Source organism: Halopseudomonas sp. T1L2, from assembly GCF_055397385.1.
The window spans coordinates 439833-460560 of sequence record NZ_AP040865.1 but is presented as its reverse complement, the minus strand read 5'-3'; the positions used below and the strand labels follow the sequence as shown (position 1 = coordinate 460560).

Genomic DNA, 20728 nt, shown 5'->3' with positions numbered 1-20728 from the left:
CACTCAGAACAGCCTGTTCAGGCCATCCAGCGCAGCTACCCGGTAGGCTTCGGCCATGGTCGGATAGTTGAACGTAGTATTGACGAAGTAGTTGATGGTGTTGGCGCCATCTTTCTGGTTCATGATCGCCTGACCGATGTGCACGATCTCGGCGGCCTGGTCGCCAAAGCAATGAATACCCAGTACCTCGAGCGTCTCGCGGTGGAACAGGATCTTCAGCAGGCCGACCGGCTCACCACTGATCTGCGCACGCGCAATACTCTTGAAAAAGGCCTGGCCAATCTCATATGGCACACATGCATCGGTCAGCTCGCGTTCGGTTTTACCCAGCGAGCTGATTTCAGGAATCGTGTAAATGCCTGTCGGCACGTCATCGACAAAGCGCCAGCCGTCGTTGCTGACAATATTGCCCGCCGCTGAACGCCCCTGGTCAAAGGCTGCACTGGCCAGGCTTGGCCAGCCGATCACATCACCAACCGCGTAGATATTCGGCACGCTGGTGCGGTAGTTTTCATCCACTTCCAGCTGACCACGGCCATTGGGATGCAGAGCCACGTTCTCAAGGCCCAGTCCATCGGTATTGCCGGTACGCCCGTTACACCACAGCAATGCATCGGCCTTCAGCCGCTTGCCGGACTTGAGCTGCAGGACAACGCCTCGGTTGTCCAGCCCTTCGATCTTTTCATACTCCTCGTTATGGCGAATCAGCACACTGCTGTTGCGCAGGTGATAACTCAGCGCATCGGAGATCTCATCGTCGAGGAAGCTGAGCAGCCGATCACGGGTATCGATCAGGTCAACCTTGACCCCAAGACCACAGAAAATCGAAGCGTACTCGCAACCAATGACACCGGCACCATAGATGATCAGCGTACGCGGTGTATGGTTGAGCTTGAGAATGGTGTCACTGTCATAGATACGCGGGTGACTGAAGTTCACATCAGCCGGACGATATGGACGCGAGCCGGTGGCAATGATCACCTCCTTGGCGATCAGCTTTTCCACCGCGCCGGAGCCGTCTACCACCTCGATGGTATGTTCGTCGGCAAAGCTGCCCTTGCCAAAGAACACGTCAACCCGGTTGCGGGCGTAGTAGCTGGTGCGCGAAGCCACCTGCTTGTTCATCACCTTCTCGGCACTGCGCAGAACGTCCGGAAACGAGAACCAGCGCGGTTCACCAATCTGCCGGAACATCGGATTGGTGTTGAACTGAATGATCTGCTTGACCGAATAACGCAACGCCTTCGACGGGATGGTGCCAAGATGGGTGCAATTACCGCCCACTTCACGACGTTCTTCAACCACAGCCACCTTGCGACCATGCTTGGCGGCATTCATCGCCGCGCCCTCACCCGCCGGGCCGGAGCCCAGCACCACTACGTCGTAGTTGTATACGGCCATTCAGTCTGTTCCTTGTATCTCGCAAAAAGAGGGTGCCACGCGTCACCAACAGCGACTAGTCGACCTTGGTCGCGTCACGGGCAAGATCAGCATTAAGCGGACGCTGCGGCGCACCGGCGTTGGCACTGGCCTCCTCACACTTGGTGACATCACCACCACAAATGCCGCAGGCCTTGTCGACACCTACCGCACCGATCCCGCCGCAGGAGCCGGCAATCGGCTTGCGGCCCATCATGACACCCACAGCCATGCCGGCCACACACAGCAGCATCACCACAAAGGCCATTAACCAAACCATGTTTTACTCCTTGCCCGGGGTCAGGGCATCAAAGCGGGGCGTCACCCTGGACTCGAACGTGTCACCCTCGCGAACAACAAAAAACGCGGCGATATCATGCGCCAGCGCATATTTCCATCCTGCCTCTTCGCCCATGATCATGAGCACGGTAGATAGCCCGTCAGCCTTCGCGGCAGAAGGATCAAGCACGGTTACCGACGCCAGGCGATGCATTACCGGACGCCCGTTACGCGCATCGAAGGTATGCGAGAACCGCTGTCCGTCGAGCTCGAAATAATTGCGGTAATCTCCAGAGGTCGAGACCCCTTCGCCGTCAAGCGAGACAATGATCTGGGCGACACGGTTGTCATCCCGCGGCTCCTCAACGGCGATACGCCAAGGCCGGTCACCGGGCTTGCGGCCAACGGCCTTTAGCTCACCGGTCAACTCCACCATATAACTTTTGATGCCGAACTGCTCAAGTCGTTCAGCTACCCGGTCAACCATGTAGCCAGCTCCCACACTGCTCAGGTCGACGGTTAACGCACGATCCTTGCAGAGCTGGGTGCCCTGCAGGTGCAGATGCTGCTGGCCAACCGATTGCATTGTCTCGGCAAGTGCCTGCGGGTCTGGCACGCTCTGTAACTGAGGGTCGCCGTGAAAGCCCCAAAGCTGGAGCAATGGCGCCACTGTAATATCGAATGCTCCGCCACTCTCCTTATGCAGCTGGTCTGTCAGAGCAACCAGTGTCAGAACCGACTCCGGCATATCCATACAGGTCCCGGCCGGTGCCGCATTGAAACGCGCCAGGTCGGAATCGGAGCGCCAGGTCGATACTTCATCGTCAAAACGCGCCAGCATGGCGTCAATATCGGCCTGCAGGGTCTCGACATCCGGCGAATCATCAACCGGCACCCACTTGATCGAATAGGTACTGCCCATGGTTGCACCATATATTTCCGCAACCGGGTCCACAGAATTGAAACAGCCCGTTAGGGCTGTTGCCAGGGCAACAGCAATAACGGGCCGGATAACGCTCAGCCGCATACTAGCCGCCGAAGTCGTCGAGCAGGATATTCTCGGGCTCGACACCCAGGTCCTGCAGCATCTTGATCACGGATGCGTTCATCATCGGCGGTCCACACATGTAGAACTCGCAGTCCTCGGGCGCCGGATGGTCCTTCAGATAGTTCTCGAACAGGACATTGTGGATAAAGCCGGTCGGGCCTTCCCAGTTGTCTTCAGGCAGCGGATCGGACAAAGCCAGATGCCACTCGAAGTTGTCGTTCTCGGCCGCCAGTTGATCGTACTCTTCGACATAGAACGCCTCGCGCAGCGAGCGCGCACCGTACCAGAAGCTCATCTTGCGCGTGGAGTGCAGGCGCTTGAGCTGGTCGAAGATGTGCGAACGCATCGGAGCCATGCCGGCACCGCCACCGATAAAGACCATCTCGGCGTCGGTATCACGCGCAAAGAACTCACCAAAGGGACCGTACACGGTAACCTTGTCACCCGGTTTCAGCGAGAACACCCAGGAGGACATCTTGCCGGGCGGCAGGTCATCACGACCGGGCGGCGGCGAAGCCACACGGATGTTGAACTTCACCAGCCCCTTTTCTTCCGGATAGTTCGCCATGGAATAGGCACGAATAGTCGTCTCATCGACCTTCGATACGTACTTCCACAGGTTGAACTTGTCCCAGTCACCACGGAATTCCGGCTGAATGTCGAAATCCTTGTAGTGGACGGTGTGCGGCGGACATTCCAGCTGCACATAACCACCGGCACGGAAGTCAACGTTCTCGCCTTCCGGCAGCTTCAGGGTCAGTTCCTTGATGAAGGTTGCGACGTTCGGGTTGGAAGCGACAGTGCACTCCCACTTCTTCACGCCGAAGACTTCTTCAGGCACTTCAATTTCCATATCCTGCTTGACCGGAGTCTGGCAGGACAGGCGCCAGCCTTCCTTCGCTTCGCGCTTGGTGAAATGCGACTCCTCGGTCGGCAGCATCTCGCCGCCACCGCTTTTCACAATGCACTTGCACTGGGCACAGGTACCGCCACCGCCACAGGCAGAGGACAGGAACACGCCATTGCTGGCGAGGGTATTGAGCAGCTTGGAGCCGGCAGCCACAGTGACCTTGCGCTCACCGTTGATGTCGATGGTGACATCGCCGCTGCTGACCAGCTTGGAACGGGCGATCAGAATGATGGCCACCAGCGACAGCACGATCGCGGTAAACATTCCGACGCCCAGATAGATTTCCATGTTCATCAGTTACAGCTCCTCTTACAGTTGAACGCCGGAGAAGGACATGAAGCCCAGCGACATCAGACCAACAGTAATGAAGGTGATGCCCAGGCCACGAAGCCCGTCCGGTACATCGCTGTACTTGAGCTTTTCACGGATGCCCGCCAGGGCAACGATGGCCAGCGCCCAGCCGATACCGGCACCGGCGCCATACACCACGCTTTCACCGAAGGCGTAGTCACGTTCAACCATGAACAGGGAGGCACCCATGATCGCGCAGTTAACGGTAATCAGCGGCAGGAACACACCCAGCGCGTTGTAGAGCGCAGGCACGAACTTGTCGAGCAGCATCTCGAGGATCTGCACGATCGCCGCGATGACACCGATATAGCTGAGCAGACCCAGGAAGCTCAGATCAACGTTCGGCATGCCGGCCCAGGCCAGCGCGCCATCCTTGAGCAAGTAGGTGTAGATCAGGTTGTTGGCCGGAACCGTGATGGTCAATACCACAACCACCGCAATACCCAGACCCAGCGCGGTCTGAACCTTCTTGGAGATGGCGATAAAGGTACACATCCCCAGGAAGAAGGCCAGCGCCATGTTTTCGACGAAAATCGCCCGCACCAGCAGGCTGATGTAATGTTCAATCATGGCTTACATGGCCTCCTTCATGGCACGGCTTTGCGGCGCCATCTTGAACTCTGCAGCTTCCACCTGATCCTTCTTCCAGGAGCGCAGCGCCCAGATGATCAGACCAATGATGAAGAACGCAGACGGCGGCAGCAGCAGCAGGCCGTTGGGCTGATACCAGCCACCGGCACTGACCAGCGGCAGGATTTCGATACCGAACAGCTTGCCGGCACCAAACAGCTCGCGGATGACCGCAACGCAGATCAGAATGAAGCTGTAGCCCAGACCGTTACCCACACCATCGAGGAAGCTCATGTGCGGCGGATTCTGCATGGCAAAGGCTTCGGCGCGACCCATCACGATACAGTTGGTGATGATCAGACCGACGAAGACCGACAGCTGCTTGCTGATGCTGTAGGCGTAGGCCTTGAGCACCTGGTCTACCACGATTACCAGCGACGCGATGATCACCATCTGCACGATCATACGAATCGAGCTGGGGATCTGGTTACGCACGATCGAGATAAAGAAGTTCGACAGTGCCGTTACCGAGGTCAGCGCGATACACATGACCAGGGTCACGCTCAGGCTGGTGGTAACCGCCAGTGCCGAGCAGATCCCGAGGATCTGCAGGGCAATCGGGTTGTTGCTGAAAATAGGCTCGAACAGAACCTGTTTTGCAGTGGCCTTAGCCATGATTATGCCTCCCCTGCACGAAGATGTTCGAGGAACGGACCAAAGCCGTCTTCACCCAGCCAGAAACGCACCAGGTTTTCTACGCCCCGGCTGGTCAGTGTGGCGCCAGCCAGACCGTCCACCTGGTGTTCGGCATTGGGGTTACTCGGATCAACCGAACCCTTGACTACGCTAATCGCAGGCTTGCCGGACTCGTCAAAGACAACCTTGCCGGTCCATTGCGCCTTCCAGTTCGGGTTATCCACCTCACCGCCCAGACCGGGGGTTTCGGCATGCTGATAGAAGCCCAGACCCACGACGGTTTTCAGATCGCTTTCCAGCGCCATAAAGCCGTAGAGGGTGGACCACAGGCCATAACCGTGGATCGGCAAAATCAGGGTCTTGATGCTGCCATCGGGGTTTTCCACTACATACACAGTGGAGTAGTCAGCGCGGCGACGGATGCTGGCAATGTCCTGTTCGCCATCCAGCTGCTGGGACATGGCCGGATCTTTCGACGCTTTCTGCTGATCGAAGGTCAGCGCATCAAGGGCGTCACTGAACTCGCCGGTGCGCAGATCAACCAGACGCGGCGTGATCTGCTGGAACTGCTCCTGCACACTGGCGCCCGGATCAAACAAACCGGCAATCTGCAGAATGTTGCGCTGCTTGTCCTGCAGTTTGTTGGTCGTCTGTACCGGTTTGAGCGCAACCGCGGCGGCGGATACCACAACGGAGCAGACCAGACAGACAAGCAGCGCGACCGTCAGCGTGCGGGCAACGGATTCTTTCTTAGCGGACATTACGTGCAAGCCTCCGTTTGATGTTGGCCTGAACCACGAAGTGGTCGATGAGCGGAGCAAACAGGTTGGCGAACAGAATCGCCAGCATCATGCCCTCGGGGAACGCCGGGTTGACGACACGGATCAGGATAACCATCAGACCGATCAGGGCACCAAAGAACCACTTGCCGGTGTTGGTCATCGACGCCGATACCGGATCGGTCGCCATGAAGATCATGCCGAAAGCGAACCCGCCCACAACCATGTGCCAGTACCAGGGCATGGCGAACATCGGGTTGGTGTCGGAGCCAATCATGTTGAACAGCAGGCTGGTGGCGACCATACCGAGCATCACGCCGGCAACGATGCGCCAGTTGGCGATCTTGGTCAGCAGCAGCACCGCACCACCGATGAAGATGGCCAGGGTAGACACTTCGCCCATGGAACCCTGCATGTTGCCGTAGAAGGCGTCCAGCCAGGTCAGGCCGCTGGCAACGATCTGCTCAACGCCGCCGGAGGCAGCCATGCTCAGCGCTGTAGCACCCGCGAAGCCGTCGACAGCAGTCCAGACCGCGTCACCAGACATCTGCGCCGGGTAGGCGAAGAACAGAAACGCACGACCGGTCAGCGCCGGGTTGAGGAAGTTTTTACCGGTACCGCCGAACACTTCCTTGCCGATCACAACACCAAAGCTGATACCCAGCGCGACCTGCCACAGCGGAATGCTCGGCGGCACGATCAGGGCAAACAGGATGGAGGTCACGAAGAAGCCTTCGTTGACTTCATGCTTGCGGATGGAGGCGAATACCACTTCCCAGAAACCGCCGACCAGGAAGGTCACGGCATAGACCGGGAGGAAGTAGGCTGCACCGTGGATCAGGTTGTCCCACAGGCTGGCCGGATCGAAACCGGCAAACATGGCGATCAGCGCCAGACGCCAGTTATCCTGGGCAGCCAGCAGATCCGGGTTGCCGGCATAAATGCTGTTGGCCTGGAAACCGATGTTGTACATCCCGTAGAAAATTACCGGGAAGGTGCACAGCCATACGGTAATCATCATGCGCTTGAGGTCGAGACCGTCGCGCACGTGCGCAGTCGTCTTGGTGACGCTGCCCGGGCGGTAGAAGAAGGTATCAATGGCTTCGTAGAGGGCGTACCACTTTTCGTGCTTGCCGCCCTTCTCGAAGTTGTGCTCGATCTTGTCGAGGAATGAACGCAGGCTCATGTCAGCCCTCCTTCTCGATGCGAGTCAGGTTATCCCGAAGAATCGGGCCGTACTCGTACTTGCCGGCACAGACGTAGCTGCACAGCGCCAGATCTTCTTCATCCAGCTCCAGTGCACCCAGCTTCTGGGCCATATCGGTGTCACCGACTACCAGATAACGCAGCAACTGGGTCGGCAGGATATCCAGCGGCATCACCAGTTCGTAGTTGCCTACCGGGACCATGGCACGCGGACTGCCGTTGGTGCTGGTATCAAAATTGAACAGGCGCGACGGCGCCAGCTTGGAAACGAAGATATTCAGAACAGAGTGCTTGTTCACGCCAGCACGCAGATAGTGCAGCATCTGGCGCTCGTTGCCTTCCTTGAGAACCGACACCTGGGAGTGAAAGCGTCCCAGGTAAGCGATCGGACCACGAACGGCGCGACCACCGAACACCGAGCCGGAAATCACCCGGTTATTGCCGGCTTTCAGCTCGCCAGCGGTCAGCTCGTCCAGATTGGCACCCAGGCGAGTTTTCAGCAGACGGGGTTTCTCTACCTGCGGGCCAGCGAGGGCGACATAGCGATCAGTCCAGATACGACCCTGGGTGAACAGCACACCGAAGGCGATCACGTCCTGGTAGTTGATCTGCCAGACGCTCTTGCTCTCGTTAACCGGATCAAGGAAATGGATATGGGTACCGGGCAGGCCTGCAGGGTGCGGACCGGCAAAGCTCTCGGTACTGACACCACTGACCCCTTCGCCCGGCAGGCTGACACCATCAGCCTTGCACAGCCATACCTTGGCCAGCCGTGCCAGAACCTTCAGACCGTTTTCGAAGTCTGCAGCGTGCTCCTTGATGATGACAGCCGGATCGGCCGCCAGCGGATTGGAGTCCATTGCTGTGACAAAAATCGAACTGGGCTCAGCATCGACAGCCGGGGTCTTGCTGTAGGGGCGGGTGCGCAGCGCAGTCCACAGACCCGAGCCGATCAGCTGCTCGCGAATCTGCTGGGGCGCCAGGCCATCCAGCGCTTTGGCGTCATGGGCAGGAAAGGTCTCGGCGTCATCGCCGTCGATCTCGATAACGACCGACTGCAAAACACGCTTGTCACCACGATTGATTGCGCTGACGACACCAGCGGCAGGCGCGGTAAAGACCACACCAGGAGTTTTCTTGTCGCTGAACAGAACCTGTCCAAGTTTGACCCGATCTCCCTCACGCACTTCCATGGTCGGCTTCATGCCGTGGTAGTCGAAGCCGACGACGGCAACACTACGCACCGCACGAGCGTCTTCAATGCGCTGTTCGGGAGAACCGGTGATTGGCAGATCCAAGCCCCGTTTGATTTTTATCATACGAATAGCCTAATCACTGTTTGAAATCTTCACGGGCGGGGCTGCCAAAGCGAACGCAAATGCGTTGTCCCATCCGTGCTGACAGCCAACGCAGGCACGAATCGGAGCAGCCTCAAACCCCCATAAAAAATCCCGCCAAGTATAAAGAGCATGACTACTCAATGCTACCGAGCCCCGGGATTTTTCGGTTTTTAAATTGCCCCCATTGATGAAATCGATAACACCGGCAGCCCTTTCGGGGCGATCCTGAAATACGCGGAAACACTGATCTTCAGACCCAGCGATCAGTTTGTCCGAAAAGCGGTCCAACCAACATAAACTGATCACAAATCATCCAACCAGGGAGATTCACATGTCACTGCCGAGCATCTTCCTCAGCGCTTTGCTGCTGCTCGCTTCAACCAGCGCCGCAGCAACCACCGAGACGACGCTGACTACCCGCAATCAGCACCTGTTTCGCTACCTGTTCGTGGATGTCTACACCGCCACACTGTGCGCCCCGAGCAACAGCAACCTGACCGGTATTCTCGACAGCGGTCAACCGGTTCGACTAACCCTGCAGTATCACCGCTCGATAGACCGGGATGACATGATCAAGGCCGCGCAGGTCACACTGGAGCGCCAGCACCCGGCATCCCGACTTGCCCAACTGCAAGCCGACATCGACCAGTTGCACACCCATTTCGTCGACGTCAGCGAGGGAGACACCTACAGCCTGGCTCGCACTGCCGACGGAGAACTCCAGCTGTACCATAACAATCAGCTCAGTTTCAGCAGCAAGACGCCGGGGCTGGCCGATGCGTACCTTGGCATCTGGCTTGGCCAGAACGGGCTGTCTGACGACCTGCGCAGCGCCCTGCTGCGCTAGCAACACAGCAAAAGCAGAAAGCAAGCAACAAAAAAGGCGCCGAAGCGCCTTTTTTGTTGCTGACATATCCGAAAATCAGACCGGGAACGCCGGCGGATTGACGTGAGCCATATCTTCCAGAATGCGCACAACCTGGCAGCTGTAACCGAACTCGTTGTCGTACCACACGTACAGAATCACACGATTGTCGTTGCAGATGGTTGCTTCGGCATCGACCACACCAGCGTGACGCGAACCCACGAAGTCAGTGGAAACCACTTCCTGCGAGTTGGTGAAGTCAATCTGCTTGTGCAGCTCGGAGTGCAGCGCCATGTGACGCAGGTAGTCGTTAACCTCATCGCGATTGGTCGACTTTTCCAGGTTCAGGTTCAGAATCGCCATCGAGACGTTCGGAGTCGGAACACGGATGGCGTTGCCGCTCAGCTTACCAGCCAGCTCCGGCAGTGCCTTGGCGACCGCCTTGGCTGCACCGGTCTCGGTGATAACCATGTTCAGCGCGGCACTGCGACCACGACGATTGCCCTTGTGGAAGTTGTCGATCAGATTCTGGTCGTTGGTGTACGAGTGAACCGTCTCAACGTGACCATTGGCGATACCGAACTTGTCGTTGATCGCTTTCAGCACCGGCACGATGGCATTGGTGGTGCAGGACGCCGCAGAAATGATCTTGTCTTCGGGTGTAATGGCAGCGTGGTTGATGCCATGAACGATATTCTTCAGGTCACCCTTGCCCGGCGCAGTCAGCACTACCTGGGACGCGCCCTTGCACTGCAGGTGCTGGGACAGACCCGCTTCGTCACGCCACACACCGGTGTTGTCGACAACAATGGCGTCTTCGATACCGTAGGCTGTGTAATCGATGCTGGTCGGATCGCTGGCGTAGATAACCTGAATCAGGTTGCCGTTGGCAGTGATGGTGTTGTTTTCTTCATCAATGGTGATGGTGCCCTGGAAGGAGCCGTGAACCGAATCACGACGCAGCAGACTGGCACGCTTGGACAGGTCGTTGGCTGCGCCCTTGCGGACAACGATGGCGCGCAGGCGCAGGCCATCACCGGCACCGGCCTTCTCGATCATGATGCGCGCCAGCAGCCGACCGATGCGACCGAAGCCGTACAACACCACATCACGACCCTGACGGCGCTCGCCGGTCTTGCCGATAACACTGGCCAGCTCGACCCGCAGGAAGGCATTCAGGTCGTCGCTGCCGGAGGCACGGAACTTGTTGACCAGACGGGCAAGATCGATGGAGGCCGGGCCCAGGTTCAGGTCCAGCAGCTCCTTCAGAACCGGGAAGGTGTCATGAACCGACAGCTCATTGTCATCGATCTGACGAGCGAAACGGTGGGATTTCAGCAGGCTGATGACCGAGCGATTGACCAGGCCACGACCGTAGACGGAGGTGACAACGTTATGCTCACGGTACAGACGGCCAATCAGAGGAATCATCGCCTCAGCGGTGGCTTCACGGTCCGTCCAGTTTTCCAGACACTGCTCAAATTGGGCTTGAGTCACGGCTTTACCTTCCAAGTCTTGATAACCAAAGGGCGCATATTATGCTTTCAGCGCGCACCATAGGCAATGATCAGGACAAAATCCAGCCGGTGCGGGCACAAACGCAACTAGCACGGTAAACTGCCTGCCGTTGCCAGCCTAGCATCGGCCAGCACGCCACCGAACCGACCTCAAGAGTTATCGCATGCCCGCATCAAAGCTGCTGCTATCTCCTCCATTGACGGCCGCCACCGGCAACCGCCTGTACTGGTCCGGCCTGCAGGGCGCCGCTCGCGCCCTGGCCATCGCCGAAGGTGCCCAGCAGCACGACGGCCTGAGCCTGGTGATCACACCCGACACCGCTGCCGCCGACAGTCTCGAGCAGGAGCTGCGCTTTTTCGCACCACAGCTCCCCGTCATCAGCTTCCCCGACTGGGAAACCCTGCCGTACGACCGTTTCTCTCCGCACCAGGACATCATCTCCCAGCGCCTTAAAACGCTGTTCCAGCTGCCTCGCATCGGCCAGGGCATCCTTGTTGTACCCATGACCACGGTGCTGCACCGGCTGCCGCCGCGTGAGTTTCTGGGCGGCTCGGTCCTGCTGCTGGAGATTGGCCAGCAACTGGACATCGACCGGATGCGCATCAACCTCGACGCGGCCGGCTACCGCTGCGTCGACACGGTCTACGAACACGGAGACTACGCGGTACGCGGAGCGCTGCTGGATCTCTATCCAATGGGTAGTGCACTGCCCTACCGCATCGACCTGCTGGACGACGAGATCGAGACGCTGCGCACCTTTGATCCGGAAACCCAGCGCTCGATCGACAAGGTAGACCGCATCCACCTGCTGCCGGCCAAGGAGTTCCCGCTCGACAAGTCTGCGCTGACTGGCTTTCGCGCGCGCTTTCGCGAACGCTTTGAAGTGGATCATCGGCGTTGCCCGCTGTACATGGACCTCAGCGAAGGCCTTGTTCCACCAGGCATTGAGTACTATCTGCCGCTGTTCTTCGACGAACTGGCCAGCCTGTTCGACTACCTGCCGAACAATACCCGGCTGTTCACCCTGCCCGGCATCGAGCAGAACGCCGAGCACTTCTGGCAGGACGTACGCACCCGCCACAGCGAACAGGGCGTAGACCCAACTCGCCCGCTGCTGCCGCCAGGCGAATTGTTTCTGCCGGTAGAGGAAGCCTTTGCGCTGCTCAAACAGCATCCGCGCATTGTCTGCCATCAGGATCGTCCTGACGAATCGCAGGCCAGCGTATTTGATTGCCCGCTGCCGCCCGACCTGGCGATCGACAATAAGCTGGAAAACCCGCTGGCAGAGCTTCAACGCTTCCTGCAGCAGCACCCGGGCCGCACCCTGTTTGTCGCCGAGACCGCCGGACGCCGCGAAGCGCTGACCGAGCTGCTCGCCCGCATCCGGATCAAACCGGATGACGTCGACAGCTGGCCGGCCTTCAGCACCGGCAGCAGCCCCGTCGCCATCACTATCGCGCCGCTCGACCAAGGCATGCTGATCAACAGTGCCGCCGTTGCCCTGATTGCCGAAAGCCAGCTGTTCGGCCAGCGTGTCATGCAGCGCCGCCGCCGTGGCAAGGCGACCGATCTGGGCGACGCGGTCATCCGAAACCTGACCGAGCTGCGCGAAGGCGCGCCGGTGGTTCATATCGACCACGGCGTCGGCCGCTATCGGGGTCTTACCAACCTGACCGTTGAAGATCAGCAGGCCGAGTTTCTGGTACTGGAGTACGCCGACGAGGCGACGCTGTACGTGCCGGTCGCCAACCTGCACCTGATTGCCCGCTATTCCGGCAGCGATGACGACAGTGCGCCACTGCACCGTCTGGGCTCTGATCAATGGCAGAAGGCGCGTCGCAAGGCCGCCGAGAAAGTTCGCGACGTCGCTGCCGAACTGCTCGACGTATATGCCCGCCGCGCCGCGCGCCAGGGCTTCAGCTTCGCCGACCCGGAACAGGACTACCAGAGCTTTGCCGACGACTTCCCGTTTGAGGAAACCGCCGACCAGTTGGCCGCCATTGAGGCGGTATTCAAGGACATGACCAGCCCGCAGCCGATGGACCGCCTGGTCTGCGGCGATGTCGGCTTCGGCAAGACCGAGGTCGCCATGCGCGCGGCCTTCCTCGCAGTGCACAGCGGCAAGCAGGTTGCGGTGCTGGTGCCGACCACCCTGCTCGCCCAGCAACACTACAACAGCTTCAAGGACCGCTTCGCCAACTGGCCGGTGCGCGTGGAAGTCATGTCGCGCTTCAAATCCGCCAAGGAAGTCAAAGCCGCGGCCGCCGAACTGGCCGAGGGTAAGGTCGACATCATGATCGGCACCCACAAGCTGCTGCAGGGCGACGTCCAGTTCCAGGATCTCGGCCTGGTGATCATCGACGAAGAGCACCGCTTTGGTGTGCGCCAGAAAGAAGCACTCAAAGCACTGCGCAGCGAAGTCGATGTGCTGACCCTGACCGCCACCCCAATCCCGCGCACCCTGAACATGTCGTTTTCCGGCATGCGCGACCTGTCGATCATCGCCACACCGCCCGCACGCCGACTGTCGGTCAAGACCTTTGTCATGGTCCAACAGAAGCCCGTGGTCAAGGAAGCGATCCTGCGTGAGCTGCTGCGCGGCGGCCAGGTCTACTATCTGCACAACGACGTCGAGACCATCGAAAAATGCGCTGCCGATCTGGCCGAACTGGTGCCGGAAGCGCGCATTGGCATCAGCCACGGCCAGATGCCCGAGCGTGCACTGGAACAGGTGATGCGCGATTTCTACCATCGCCGCTTCAATATTCTGGTTACCAGCACCATCATCGAAACCGGCATCGACGTACCCAGCGCCAACACCATCATCATTGAGCGCGCCGACAAGTTCGGCCTGGCCCAATTGCATCAGCTGCGCGGGCGCGTTGGCCGCAGCCACCACCAGGCCTATGCCTACCTGCTTACTCCGGAAGGCCGAAAGATCACCAGCGACGCAGAGAAACGCCTGGAAGCCATCGCCGGCGCCCAGGACCTGGGCGCCGGTTTCACTCTGGCCACTCACGACCTCGAAATTCGCGGCGCCGGCGAACTGCTGGGCGAAGGCCAGAGCGGCCAGATTCAGGCGGTCGGCTTTACCCTGTACATGGAAATGCTCGAACGCGCCGTCAAGGCGATCAAGCAAGGCAAGCAGCCTGAGCTGGAACAACCACTGGGCGGCGGAACCGATATCAATCTGCGCCTGCCGGCGCTGATTCCCGAAGACTACCTGCCCGACGTGCACGCCCGCCTGATCCTCTACAAGCGCATCGCCAACGCCGCAGACGAGGATGCTCTGAAGGATCTTCAGGTTGAAATGATCGACCGCTTCGGCCTGCTGCCGGAACCGGTAAAAACCCTGTTCCGGATCACCTCGCTGAAACTGCGTTGCGAGCCGCTGGGCATTACCAAGATTGACGTGGGTGCCGAGCATGGCCGTATCGAGTTTGCTGCAGATACCCGCATCGATCCGATGGTGCTGGTGCGCATGATTCAGGACAACCCGCAGCGCTATCGACTTGAAGGCGCTACGGTATTTCGCTTCAATTCGCCCATGGGCAATGCCGAGCTGCGCCTGAACACGGTCGAAGCCCTGTTCGAGCGCCTCGCCAACATCCCGAAAGACACCCCTCAAGGCAAAGGAAAACGCCCATGAAACTGCTGAGCAAACTGCTCTCGATTGCCCTGCTGTCCACCCTGGCCGGCTTCTCGCTGGTGGCCAGCGCCGAAGAGTATCTGGTCGAAGTCGTCTTTTTCGGTCAGCCGTCGGCACCGTTGGTACAGGGCAGCAATCCGGAGCTTGATTGGGAAGTAGACGCGGTAGATCTGGAAAACACTGCGCGAACCGATGTTCGCGCCATCGACCAGACCCGCTACCGCCTCAGTGACCAGGCCCGCAAGCTGGAGCAGAACGGCTATCAGATCTACCTGCATCAGGCATGGTCACAACCACTGGATAACGACCTGGTCGTCGCCCTGCACCGCGGCAATCCAGAAAACGGGGTTTATCCGATTCAGGGGCTGGTTAACCTGCGCCAGGCAACCCTGACCGAACTGAAGGTAGCGTTCTGGCGCAACCGCTCAGCGGCGGAACTGCAACTGCAGTCCGAGACGCCACTGATTTCCGAGTTCCTGCATCAAACCCGCGCATTGCGCCCGGGTGAAGTTCATTACCTGGACCATCAGAGCCTTGGCATGCTGGTCACCATCAGCCGCTGATCACCTCAGCCCGCCGCACACTCAGGCGTGTGGCGGGCCCTGCAATAGCCGCTGCAGCACAGCCTTGACCTGCTGCATGCCTGCCACGACAACCGCCTCGATAGCTTCCATGGTAATCACCTCGGTCGCCTTGCCGGCCGCCGGATTGACCACCAGCGCCAGACAGGCGTAGGCGAGCCCCAGCTCTCGGGCCAGCGCCGCCTCGGGCATACCGGTCATGCCGACCAGATCCGCGCCATCGCGCTCCAACCTTCGAATCTCGGCCGCAGTTTCCAGCCGCGGCCCCTGGGTTGCCGCGTAGACGCCAAACGGCAGACAACCGATATTCTGCGCCTTGAGGGCGGCCAGCAGCTGCTCGCGCACTGGCTCGTCGTAGGGCGAGGTGAAATCAATGTGGGTGACGCTTTGCAGATCATCCTCGAAGTAAGTCGAGGCACGCCCCCACGTATAGTCGATCAGCTGATCCGGCACGCAGAACGTGCCGGTCTGCAACTGCGGGTGAATACCGCCGACCGCATTGACCGCAACGATGCGATCAACTCCGGCTTCCCGCAGCGCCCAGAGGTTTGCCCGGTAATTGACCCGATGCGGCGGTATCCGATGCGGATGACCATGCCGCGCCAGAAAACAGACCGCCTGCCCGTCAATACGGCCACGGACAACCGGCGCAGAAGGCGCACCCCAAGGAGTCTGAATCAGCTCTTCACTCTCGATTTCCAGACCGTCCAGGGCACTGAGGCCGGTACCACCGATAACACCCCAAATCCCGCTCACGCGTCACTCTCCTGCAGCTCACGCACAGAATCGCGCGGCCGCCCGTCGGCAAGCTGAGCGCTGCGCAACTCAAGCGCATCCGGCAAATGAATGGTCGACGTCGGAAATGCGACCTGAGCCTCATGCTTCTCGACGATCGCCAGAATCTTCAACAGCACATCCTCCTTCACCCGGTGGAACTCGGCCCATACCGGCGTCGTGAAGCAGTAGATAAAGAAATCCACCGACGACGGCGAGCAGCGATCAAAGAACACCATCAGAGTCTGTTCCTGATCGATATCCTCATGCGCCTGCAGCATCTTGCGCACATCCGCCACAATGGGCTCCATGCGCTTGATATCGTCATAGCGAATACCGATATGCTCGTAAATTCGCCGATGGGTCATGCGCGAGGGGTTTTCCACCACAATATTGGCGAACACCGCGTTGGGGATGTATAGAGGGCGCTTGTCGAAGGTGCGAATCCGGGTCAAACGCCAGCCGATATCCTCGACGGTACCTTCAATGTTGCGATCCGGCGAGCGTATCCAGTTGCCCACCACAAAGGGGCGATCCAGATAGATCATCAGCCCGCCGAAGAAGTTCGCAAGCAGATCCTTGGCAGCAAAGCCGACGGCAATACCACCAATACCACCAAATGCCAGCACCCCGGAAATGCTGTATCCGAGCGACTGCAACACGACCAGCGCCGCAGTGATGACCACAGAAGCCCTGAGCAACTTGCCAATCGCACCAACCGTCGTTTTGTCGGCCGGAGTCTCCCTGTAGGCAGGATCAACAAGCCGCTGCTCAACCTGCCGCATCATGCGCAGGATGAACCAGGTCAGCAGCACGATCAGCAGCACCCGCTGCACCTGATCCAGCACCGCTGCCAGATCATCATCCATCTGCAGCGCAGTAATCCGCGCCGCCCAAAGCAGCCCCATACTCCAGATCAGCACCCAGGCCGGGCGCCGGGCCGCATCGACCAGCGCATCGTCCCAGATATTGCGGGTTTTCTCGGCACGCTTTTGCATGTGGTCCAGCACACGCTTGGCGATATAGGCGGTCACCAGCGACGCCAGCACCACGGCAAACACATGGTAGATCCAGGCCTCGCCAATCAGCGGAAGCTGATCGAGCTGCAACTGCTCCGGCAACTGTTCGATGAAATCATTCAAACCAGATCAAACTCCCTCAGCAAGGAAACAGCCTGACGCCATTCAGGCGTCGCATGGTAATCGGCACCGGCCGGCCTGAGCGTCAGCATGCGAGCGATGCGGGCCGGGCATTGCAAGCCTTGCTTCTGCGCGTGCACCAGCCCTTCTTCCGCCGCCGCACGATCATTGCAGATCAGCAGCATGTCGCACCCCGCCGCCTGCGCGGCATCGATCCGCTCTGCCATACCGCCAACCGCATGCGCGCCGGCCATGGTCAGATCATCACTGAAGATAACGCCATCAAAACCCAGCTCTGCGCGCAGGATGTCCTGCAGCCAGCAGGTCGAGAATCCGGCGGGCAACGCATCAACCTGCGAATACACCACGTGGGCCGGCATGATGCCGTCCAGCTTGCCGGCAAGCGCCGCAAAGGGCACCAGATCGCTCTGGCGAATATCCTCCAGTGACCGGTCATCCACCGGCAGCGCAAAGTGCGAATCCGCCTCGGCCCAGCCGTGGCCAGGGAAGTGCTTGCCGGTGGCCGCCATACCCGCCGCGTGCAGACCATCAATATAGGCACTGGCGAGACGTGCCACGCGATCAGGATCGCCGCCAAGCGAGCGATTACCGATCACCTGACTGCGACCGTAATCAAGATCAAGAACCGGCGCAAAGCTGATATCGATACCACAGGCCAGCATCTCGGTCGCCATTACCCAGGCAGCAGCCCGGGCCACCGCGTCAGCCTGCGCGTCATCCACCGCAGCGACGTCAGCCAGCGCGGGCAGCCTGAGTACGTCACGGCGCAGGCGCTGAACGCGCCCGCCTTCCTGGTCTATCGCTATCAGCATGTCCGGGCGCTCCTTGCGGATGGCCCTTACCAGCTCGGCGACCTGGCGCGGCGATTCTGTATTGCGCGCAAACAAGATCAAGCCGGCGACTTCCGGCTGACGCAACATCTGCCTGTCCTCTGCTTCCAGCCAAAGGCCAGGCAGATCCAGCATCAAGGCACCCTGTTTCAATATTGCTTCTCCTGAAAACGACAGCGCATCATCACTGCGCGTCAATCTGAACGCTACAACCGACCGGCGTGCGCTCGAACAGTTCCAGCATGTCGGCATTACGCAGACGAATGCAGCCATGGGACAGCGGCGCACCCATCGGCTGATCGTCGCCGGTACCATGCAGATAGATATAGCGGCGCTGGGAATCAACCCGGCCACCGCGGTTGAATCCGACCTGCTCACCGCAGAGCCAGAGAATTCGGGTCAAAATCCAGTCACGCTCGGGAAATTGCTCCGCCAGCGCCCGGGTCCATACCTCCCCGGTGGGACGCCGGCCGATGAACACGGCACCCAGCGGCTGACCATCGCCGATTCGAGCGCGCACCCGATGGGCGCCGCGCGGCGTGCAGCCAGACCCTTCCTGCTCGCCAGGGCCATTAAGCGCTGTGGATACGGCATAACGACAGACAACCTCGCCAGCGCAGAAGCCAACCAGGGTCTGATCGTTCAGGGAAATATGAATATGATCGAGCTGCATGTCACCTCCAGCGCTGCGCACACCTTAGCGGACAGCGCAGCGGAGGTAAATGCAGGTTACAGCGCCATCGCCTCGGGCCGGCTCAACGTCGCGCTCTCGGCGCGCATTCCGGCTGCCAGGAACGGAACCATCAGCCGCAACACATCGTCGACCGGACGCGGCTCGCCCAGCTCCGCCTCCGCAATCGCACGCAGCGCCTTCATGCTGGACATGGTGAAGGCCGCGCTGCCGAGCATAAAGTGAACGCGCCAGAACAGCTCCTGCGGAGGTATGCCCGGCACAGCACTGACCAGAAGCTGCATATAACGCTGAAATACCTTGCCATACACCTCGCTGAGGTATTTGCGCAGATGGCCCTGGCTCTGGTTGAATGCGAGCCCTAGCAACCGCATGAAGGTTGAGAGGTCATGGCCGTTGCGCGGCTTCACTGCCAGCGCCTGCTGAACCAGCATTTCGAGCAGCACCTCAAGACTGGGTGGCGCGCCCTTGTCACGCGACTCGCGCAGATCCAGTTCCTTCTCAAGGCTGCTGACGAAGGGATCCAGGAACCGGACGAATACGGCCTGAATCAATGCCTTCTTTGAGCCAAAATGGTAGTTGACCGCGGCCAGATTGACGCCTGCCTTGCTGGTAATCAGGCGTAGAGAGGTTTCCGCGAAACCCTTTTCGGCAAAAAGCTGTTCTGCGGCGTCAAGTATTCGCTTGACCGTGTCGGACTGCGCCATGCGCTCCCCCAAGTGAGGCAAACATTCGTTTCAAACATACGTTTAAAACGATTTTAGTGTCAACCCCAGACTACCTTCCTGCCCACGTAAATCCCATCCTCCCTTTGGCAAAGCGGTGAACAGCGACACGAAAATTAGGGGTTGCCGGAGCAAAACAACTGTATATAATCTCAGTTACTGGATAAAAACACAGGCAACCCGCCATGCAGAAACTTACCGCGCGACAACAGCAGGTTCTGGCGTTCATCAAGGAATACATGGACAGCAACGGCTACCCGCCGACGCGCGTCGATATTGCCAAGACTCTGGGCTTCAAGTCGCCCAACGCAGCCGAAGACCATCTGCGCGCCCTGGCCCGCAAGGGCGCTATCGAGATGATCCCCGGCGCCTCGCGCGGTATTCGCCTGCCGGAATCGGATAGCGAAGCCAGTGATGACCAGCTTCCGGTGATCGGTCGAGTGGCAGCCGGTGCGCCGATTCTGGCGCTTGAAAATATCGAAGACCATTGCCGTATCTCCCCCGACTTTTTCACTCCCCGCGCCGACTACCTGCTGCGGGTCCATGGGGAAAGCATGAAAGACATCGGCATCATGGACGGCGACCTGCTGGCAGTACACCGCACCAGCGAAGCCCGTAACGGGCAGGTCGTAGTGGCCCGCATAGGAGAAGAAGTCACGGTAAAACGCTTTCAGCGCCAGGGCCGCAAGGTCTCGCTGATTGCAGAAAACCCGGACTTCAGGCCGATTGAGATCGACCTTGCAGAACAGGAACTTACCATTGAAGGTTTAAGCGTCGGAGTTATCCGCCGCTGAGGAGCTGATCATGCAGTACGCCCGCACCGAGCAACAGACCCTGACCCAGACCGACCTGTTTCACAACGCCCTGATGGCAACACGCCTGAAGCACCGTGCCTTTGCGCAGCCAGCACAGGCACTGCCGCAGGATGATGAACAGGATGGCAGTTACAGCGAGATGACCCTGCAAGGCAGCGCCCGCCAGTGCCTGCAGTGGCTGGCCCCGGTGCTGCGCGAACTGAGCCAGAAAGACAGCCGGCGCTGGCTTACCCTGATCGACCCGCCCGCTGCACTCAGCCAGCAATGGCTTCGCGGCGCCAACCTCGACCCTCAACGCATCATGATCGTGCGCTCCAAGGCCGGCATGGACAGCCTCAAACTCTGCTGCGACCTGCTCAGGATGGGCGGCAGCCATACCGTTGTCAGCTGGCTTGATCACGACAGCTGCATTGCCCCGCGCCTGGAACGAGCGGCCCAGGCCGGCCGCTGCCACAGCCTGAACGTCCATCTGGGCTGAAAACAGATACAAAAAAGGCCAGCTCAATGCTGGCCTTTGAACTA

Annotated in this window: 20 protein-coding genes; 5 read left to right on the top strand and 15 right to left on the bottom strand. The window is 59.5% G+C overall.

Annotated elements, in window-relative coordinates:
- Window positions 1-3: 3 nt before the first annotated feature.
- The 9 genes from sthA to ACZ5WQ_RS02095 are packed head-to-tail and all read right to left on the bottom strand — an operon-like array spanning window position 4 to window position 8577.
- On the bottom strand, window positions 4-1401 hold the full coding sequence (gene sthA / locus ACZ5WQ_RS02135) for a Si-specific NAD(P)(+) transhydrogenase (protein ID WP_088276476.1): 1398 nt from the start codon (window positions 1399-1401) through the stop codon (window positions 4-6).
- 55 nt (window positions 1402-1456) lie between these two features.
- Window positions 1457-1699, bottom strand: a complete 243-nt coding sequence (gene nqrM / locus ACZ5WQ_RS02130; protein ID WP_228246193.1) for a (Na+)-NQR maturation NqrM — start codon at window positions 1697-1699, stop codon at window positions 1457-1459.
- Window positions 1700-1702: 3 nt separating this feature from the next.
- Window positions 1703-2725 (bottom strand): FAD:protein FMN transferase, encoded by a 1023-nt coding sequence (locus tag ACZ5WQ_RS02125; protein ID WP_373315050.1) that lies wholly within the window; start codon window positions 2723-2725, stop codon window positions 1703-1705.
- Between the two features lies 1 nt (window position 2726).
- On the bottom strand, window positions 2727-3950 hold the full coding sequence (nqrF, locus tag ACZ5WQ_RS02120; protein ID WP_373315049.1) for an NADH:ubiquinone reductase (Na(+)-transporting) subunit F: 1224 nt from the start codon (window positions 3948-3950) through the stop codon (window positions 2727-2729).
- A gap of 15 nt (window positions 3951-3965) precedes the next feature.
- Complete coding sequence (gene nqrE / locus ACZ5WQ_RS02115) at window positions 3966-4574, bottom strand: NADH:ubiquinone reductase (Na(+)-transporting) subunit E (protein WP_083726043.1); 609 nt, start codon at window positions 4572-4574, stop codon at window positions 3966-3968.
- Window positions 4575-4580: 6 nt separating this feature from the next.
- On the bottom strand, window positions 4581-5252 hold the full coding sequence (locus ACZ5WQ_RS02110; RefSeq protein WP_088276484.1) for an NADH:ubiquinone reductase (Na(+)-transporting) subunit D: 672 nt from the start codon (window positions 5250-5252) through the stop codon (window positions 4581-4583).
- Window positions 5253-5254: 2 nt separating this feature from the next.
- Window positions 5255-6034 carry a Na(+)-translocating NADH-quinone reductase subunit C gene (locus ACZ5WQ_RS02105; RefSeq protein ID WP_464383040.1) on the bottom strand — a complete coding sequence of 260 codons (780 nt, stop codon included), beginning with the start codon at window positions 6032-6034 and terminating at the stop codon, window positions 5255-5257.
- Window positions 6024-7238, bottom strand: coding sequence for an NADH:ubiquinone reductase (Na(+)-transporting) subunit B (locus ACZ5WQ_RS02100; RefSeq protein WP_228246190.1), 1215 nt, complete (start codon window positions 7236-7238; stop codon window positions 6024-6026). Before ACZ5WQ_RS02100 ends, ACZ5WQ_RS02105 begins: the two co-directional genes overlap by 11 nt.
- 1 nt (window position 7239) lies before the next feature.
- Window positions 7240-8577, bottom strand: coding sequence for a Na(+)-translocating NADH-quinone reductase subunit A (locus ACZ5WQ_RS02095; RefSeq protein WP_228246189.1), 1338 nt, complete (start codon window positions 8575-8577; stop codon window positions 7240-7242).
- Between the two features lie 352 nt (window positions 8578-8929).
- Between ACZ5WQ_RS02095 and ACZ5WQ_RS02090 the strand changes: the two genes are divergently transcribed.
- Window positions 8930-9445 (top strand): chalcone isomerase family protein, encoded by a 516-nt coding sequence (locus ACZ5WQ_RS02090; protein WP_464383039.1) that lies wholly within the window; start codon window positions 8930-8932, stop codon window positions 9443-9445.
- A 75-nt stretch (window positions 9446-9520) separates the two neighbouring features.
- Here ACZ5WQ_RS02090 and ACZ5WQ_RS02085 read toward each other — a convergent pair whose 3' ends face one another.
- Window positions 9521-10960, bottom strand: coding sequence for a glyceraldehyde-3-phosphate dehydrogenase (locus ACZ5WQ_RS02085; protein WP_228246187.1), 1440 nt, complete (start codon window positions 10958-10960; stop codon window positions 9521-9523).
- 184 nt (window positions 10961-11144) lie between these two features.
- Here ACZ5WQ_RS02085 and mfd point away from each other — a divergent pair, with 184 nt between their 5' ends.
- Window positions 11145-14630, top strand: a complete 3486-nt coding sequence (gene mfd, locus ACZ5WQ_RS02080; protein WP_464383038.1) for a transcription-repair coupling factor — start codon at window positions 11145-11147, stop codon at window positions 14628-14630.
- Window positions 14627-15193 carry a CsiV family protein gene (locus ACZ5WQ_RS02075; RefSeq protein WP_088276498.1) on the top strand — a complete coding sequence of 189 codons (567 nt, stop codon included), beginning with the start codon at window positions 14627-14629 and terminating at the stop codon, window positions 15191-15193. Before mfd ends, ACZ5WQ_RS02075 begins: the two co-directional genes overlap by 4 nt.
- Before the next feature lie 21 nt (window positions 15194-15214).
- Here ACZ5WQ_RS02075 and ACZ5WQ_RS02070 read toward each other — a convergent pair whose 3' ends face one another.
- From ACZ5WQ_RS02070 to ACZ5WQ_RS02050, 5 genes are read right to left on the bottom strand one after another with little or no spacing between them, the layout of a single operon-like run.
- Window positions 15215-15967, bottom strand: a complete 753-nt coding sequence (locus tag ACZ5WQ_RS02070) for an S-methyl-5'-thioinosine phosphorylase (RefSeq protein ID WP_228246185.1) — start codon at window positions 15965-15967, stop codon at window positions 15215-15217.
- The gene (locus ACZ5WQ_RS02065) at window positions 15964-17127 is read right to left on the bottom strand and encodes a mechanosensitive ion channel family protein (protein WP_338213491.1); all 1164 of its coding nucleotides are present in this window, start codon (window positions 17125-17127) and stop codon (window positions 15964-15966) included. Before ACZ5WQ_RS02065 ends, ACZ5WQ_RS02070 begins: the two co-directional genes overlap by 4 nt.
- Window positions 17124-18110: a beta-N-acetylhexosaminidase gene (gene nagZ, locus ACZ5WQ_RS02060; protein WP_464383610.1), complete on the bottom strand. Its 987-nt coding sequence runs from the start codon at window positions 18108-18110 to the stop codon at window positions 17124-17126. The genes ACZ5WQ_RS02065 and nagZ overlap by 4 nt, the downstream gene beginning before the upstream one ends.
- Before the next feature lie 49 nt (window positions 18111-18159).
- Window positions 18160-18648, bottom strand: a complete 489-nt coding sequence (locus ACZ5WQ_RS02055) for a L,D-transpeptidase (RefSeq protein ID WP_088276502.1) — start codon at window positions 18646-18648, stop codon at window positions 18160-18162.
- A 56-nt stretch (window positions 18649-18704) separates the two neighbouring features.
- Window positions 18705-19373 carry a TetR/AcrR family transcriptional regulator gene (locus tag ACZ5WQ_RS02050; protein WP_088276504.1) on the bottom strand — a complete coding sequence of 223 codons (669 nt, stop codon included), beginning with the start codon at window positions 19371-19373 and terminating at the stop codon, window positions 18705-18707.
- 203 nt (window positions 19374-19576) lie between these two features.
- Between ACZ5WQ_RS02050 and lexA the strand changes: the two genes are divergently transcribed.
- Complete coding sequence (lexA, locus tag ACZ5WQ_RS02045; RefSeq protein ID WP_228246694.1) at window positions 19577-20185, top strand: transcriptional repressor LexA; 609 nt, start codon at window positions 19577-19579, stop codon at window positions 20183-20185.
- Window positions 20186-20195: 10 nt separating this feature from the next.
- Window positions 20196-20684: an SOS-induced cell division inhibitor SulA gene (gene sulA / locus ACZ5WQ_RS02040; protein WP_228246695.1), complete on the top strand. Its 489-nt coding sequence runs from the start codon at window positions 20196-20198 to the stop codon at window positions 20682-20684.
- Window positions 20685-20728: the final 44 nt, after the last annotated feature.

Bases quoted from the DNA above. Each gene is read 5' to 3' on its own strand.
- sthA (WP_088276476.1), bottom strand. From the start codon at position 1,401: ATGGCCGTATACAACTACGACGTAGTGGTGCTGGGCTCCGGCCCGGCG.
- nagZ (WP_464383610.1), bottom strand. From the start codon at position 18,110: ATGCTGGATCTGCCTGGCCTTTGGCTGGAAGCAGAGGACAGGCAGATG.
- sulA (WP_228246695.1), top strand. From the start codon at position 20,196: ATGCAGTACGCCCGCACCGAGCAACAGACCCTGACCCAGACCGACCTG.
- ACZ5WQ_RS02125 (WP_373315050.1), bottom strand. From the start codon at position 2,725: ATGCGGCTGAGCGTTATCCGGCCCGTTATTGCTGTTGCCCTGGCAACA.
- ACZ5WQ_RS02105 (WP_464383040.1), bottom strand. From the start codon at position 6,034: ATGTCCGCTAAGAAAGAATCCGTTGCCCGCACGCTGACGGTCGCGCTG.
- nqrM (WP_228246193.1), bottom strand. From the start codon at position 1,699: ATGGTTTGGTTAATGGCCTTTGTGGTGATGCTGCTGTGTGTGGCCGGC.
- ACZ5WQ_RS02055 (WP_088276502.1), bottom strand. From the start codon at position 18,648: ATGCAGCTCGATCATATTCATATTTCCCTGAACGATCAGACCCTGGTT.
- lexA (WP_228246694.1), top strand. From the start codon at position 19,577: ATGCAGAAACTTACCGCGCGACAACAGCAGGTTCTGGCGTTCATCAAG.
- ACZ5WQ_RS02100 (WP_228246190.1), bottom strand. From the start codon at position 7,238: ATGAGCCTGCGTTCATTCCTCGACAAGATCGAGCACAACTTCGAGAAG.
- ACZ5WQ_RS02095 (WP_228246189.1), bottom strand. From the start codon at position 8,577: ATGATAAAAATCAAACGGGGCTTGGATCTGCCAATCACCGGTTCTCCC.
- ACZ5WQ_RS02090 (WP_464383039.1), top strand. From the start codon at position 8,930: ATGTCACTGCCGAGCATCTTCCTCAGCGCTTTGCTGCTGCTCGCTTCA.
- mfd (WP_464383038.1), top strand. From the start codon at position 11,145: ATGCCCGCATCAAAGCTGCTGCTATCTCCTCCATTGACGGCCGCCACC.
- ACZ5WQ_RS02050 (WP_088276504.1), bottom strand. From the start codon at position 19,373: ATGGCGCAGTCCGACACGGTCAAGCGAATACTTGACGCCGCAGAACAG.
- ACZ5WQ_RS02075 (WP_088276498.1), top strand. From the start codon at position 14,627: ATGAAACTGCTGAGCAAACTGCTCTCGATTGCCCTGCTGTCCACCCTG.
- ACZ5WQ_RS02110 (WP_088276484.1), bottom strand. From the start codon at position 5,252: ATGGCTAAGGCCACTGCAAAACAGGTTCTGTTCGAGCCTATTTTCAGC.
- nqrF (WP_373315049.1), bottom strand. From the start codon at position 3,950: ATGAACATGGAAATCTATCTGGGCGTCGGAATGTTTACCGCGATCGTG.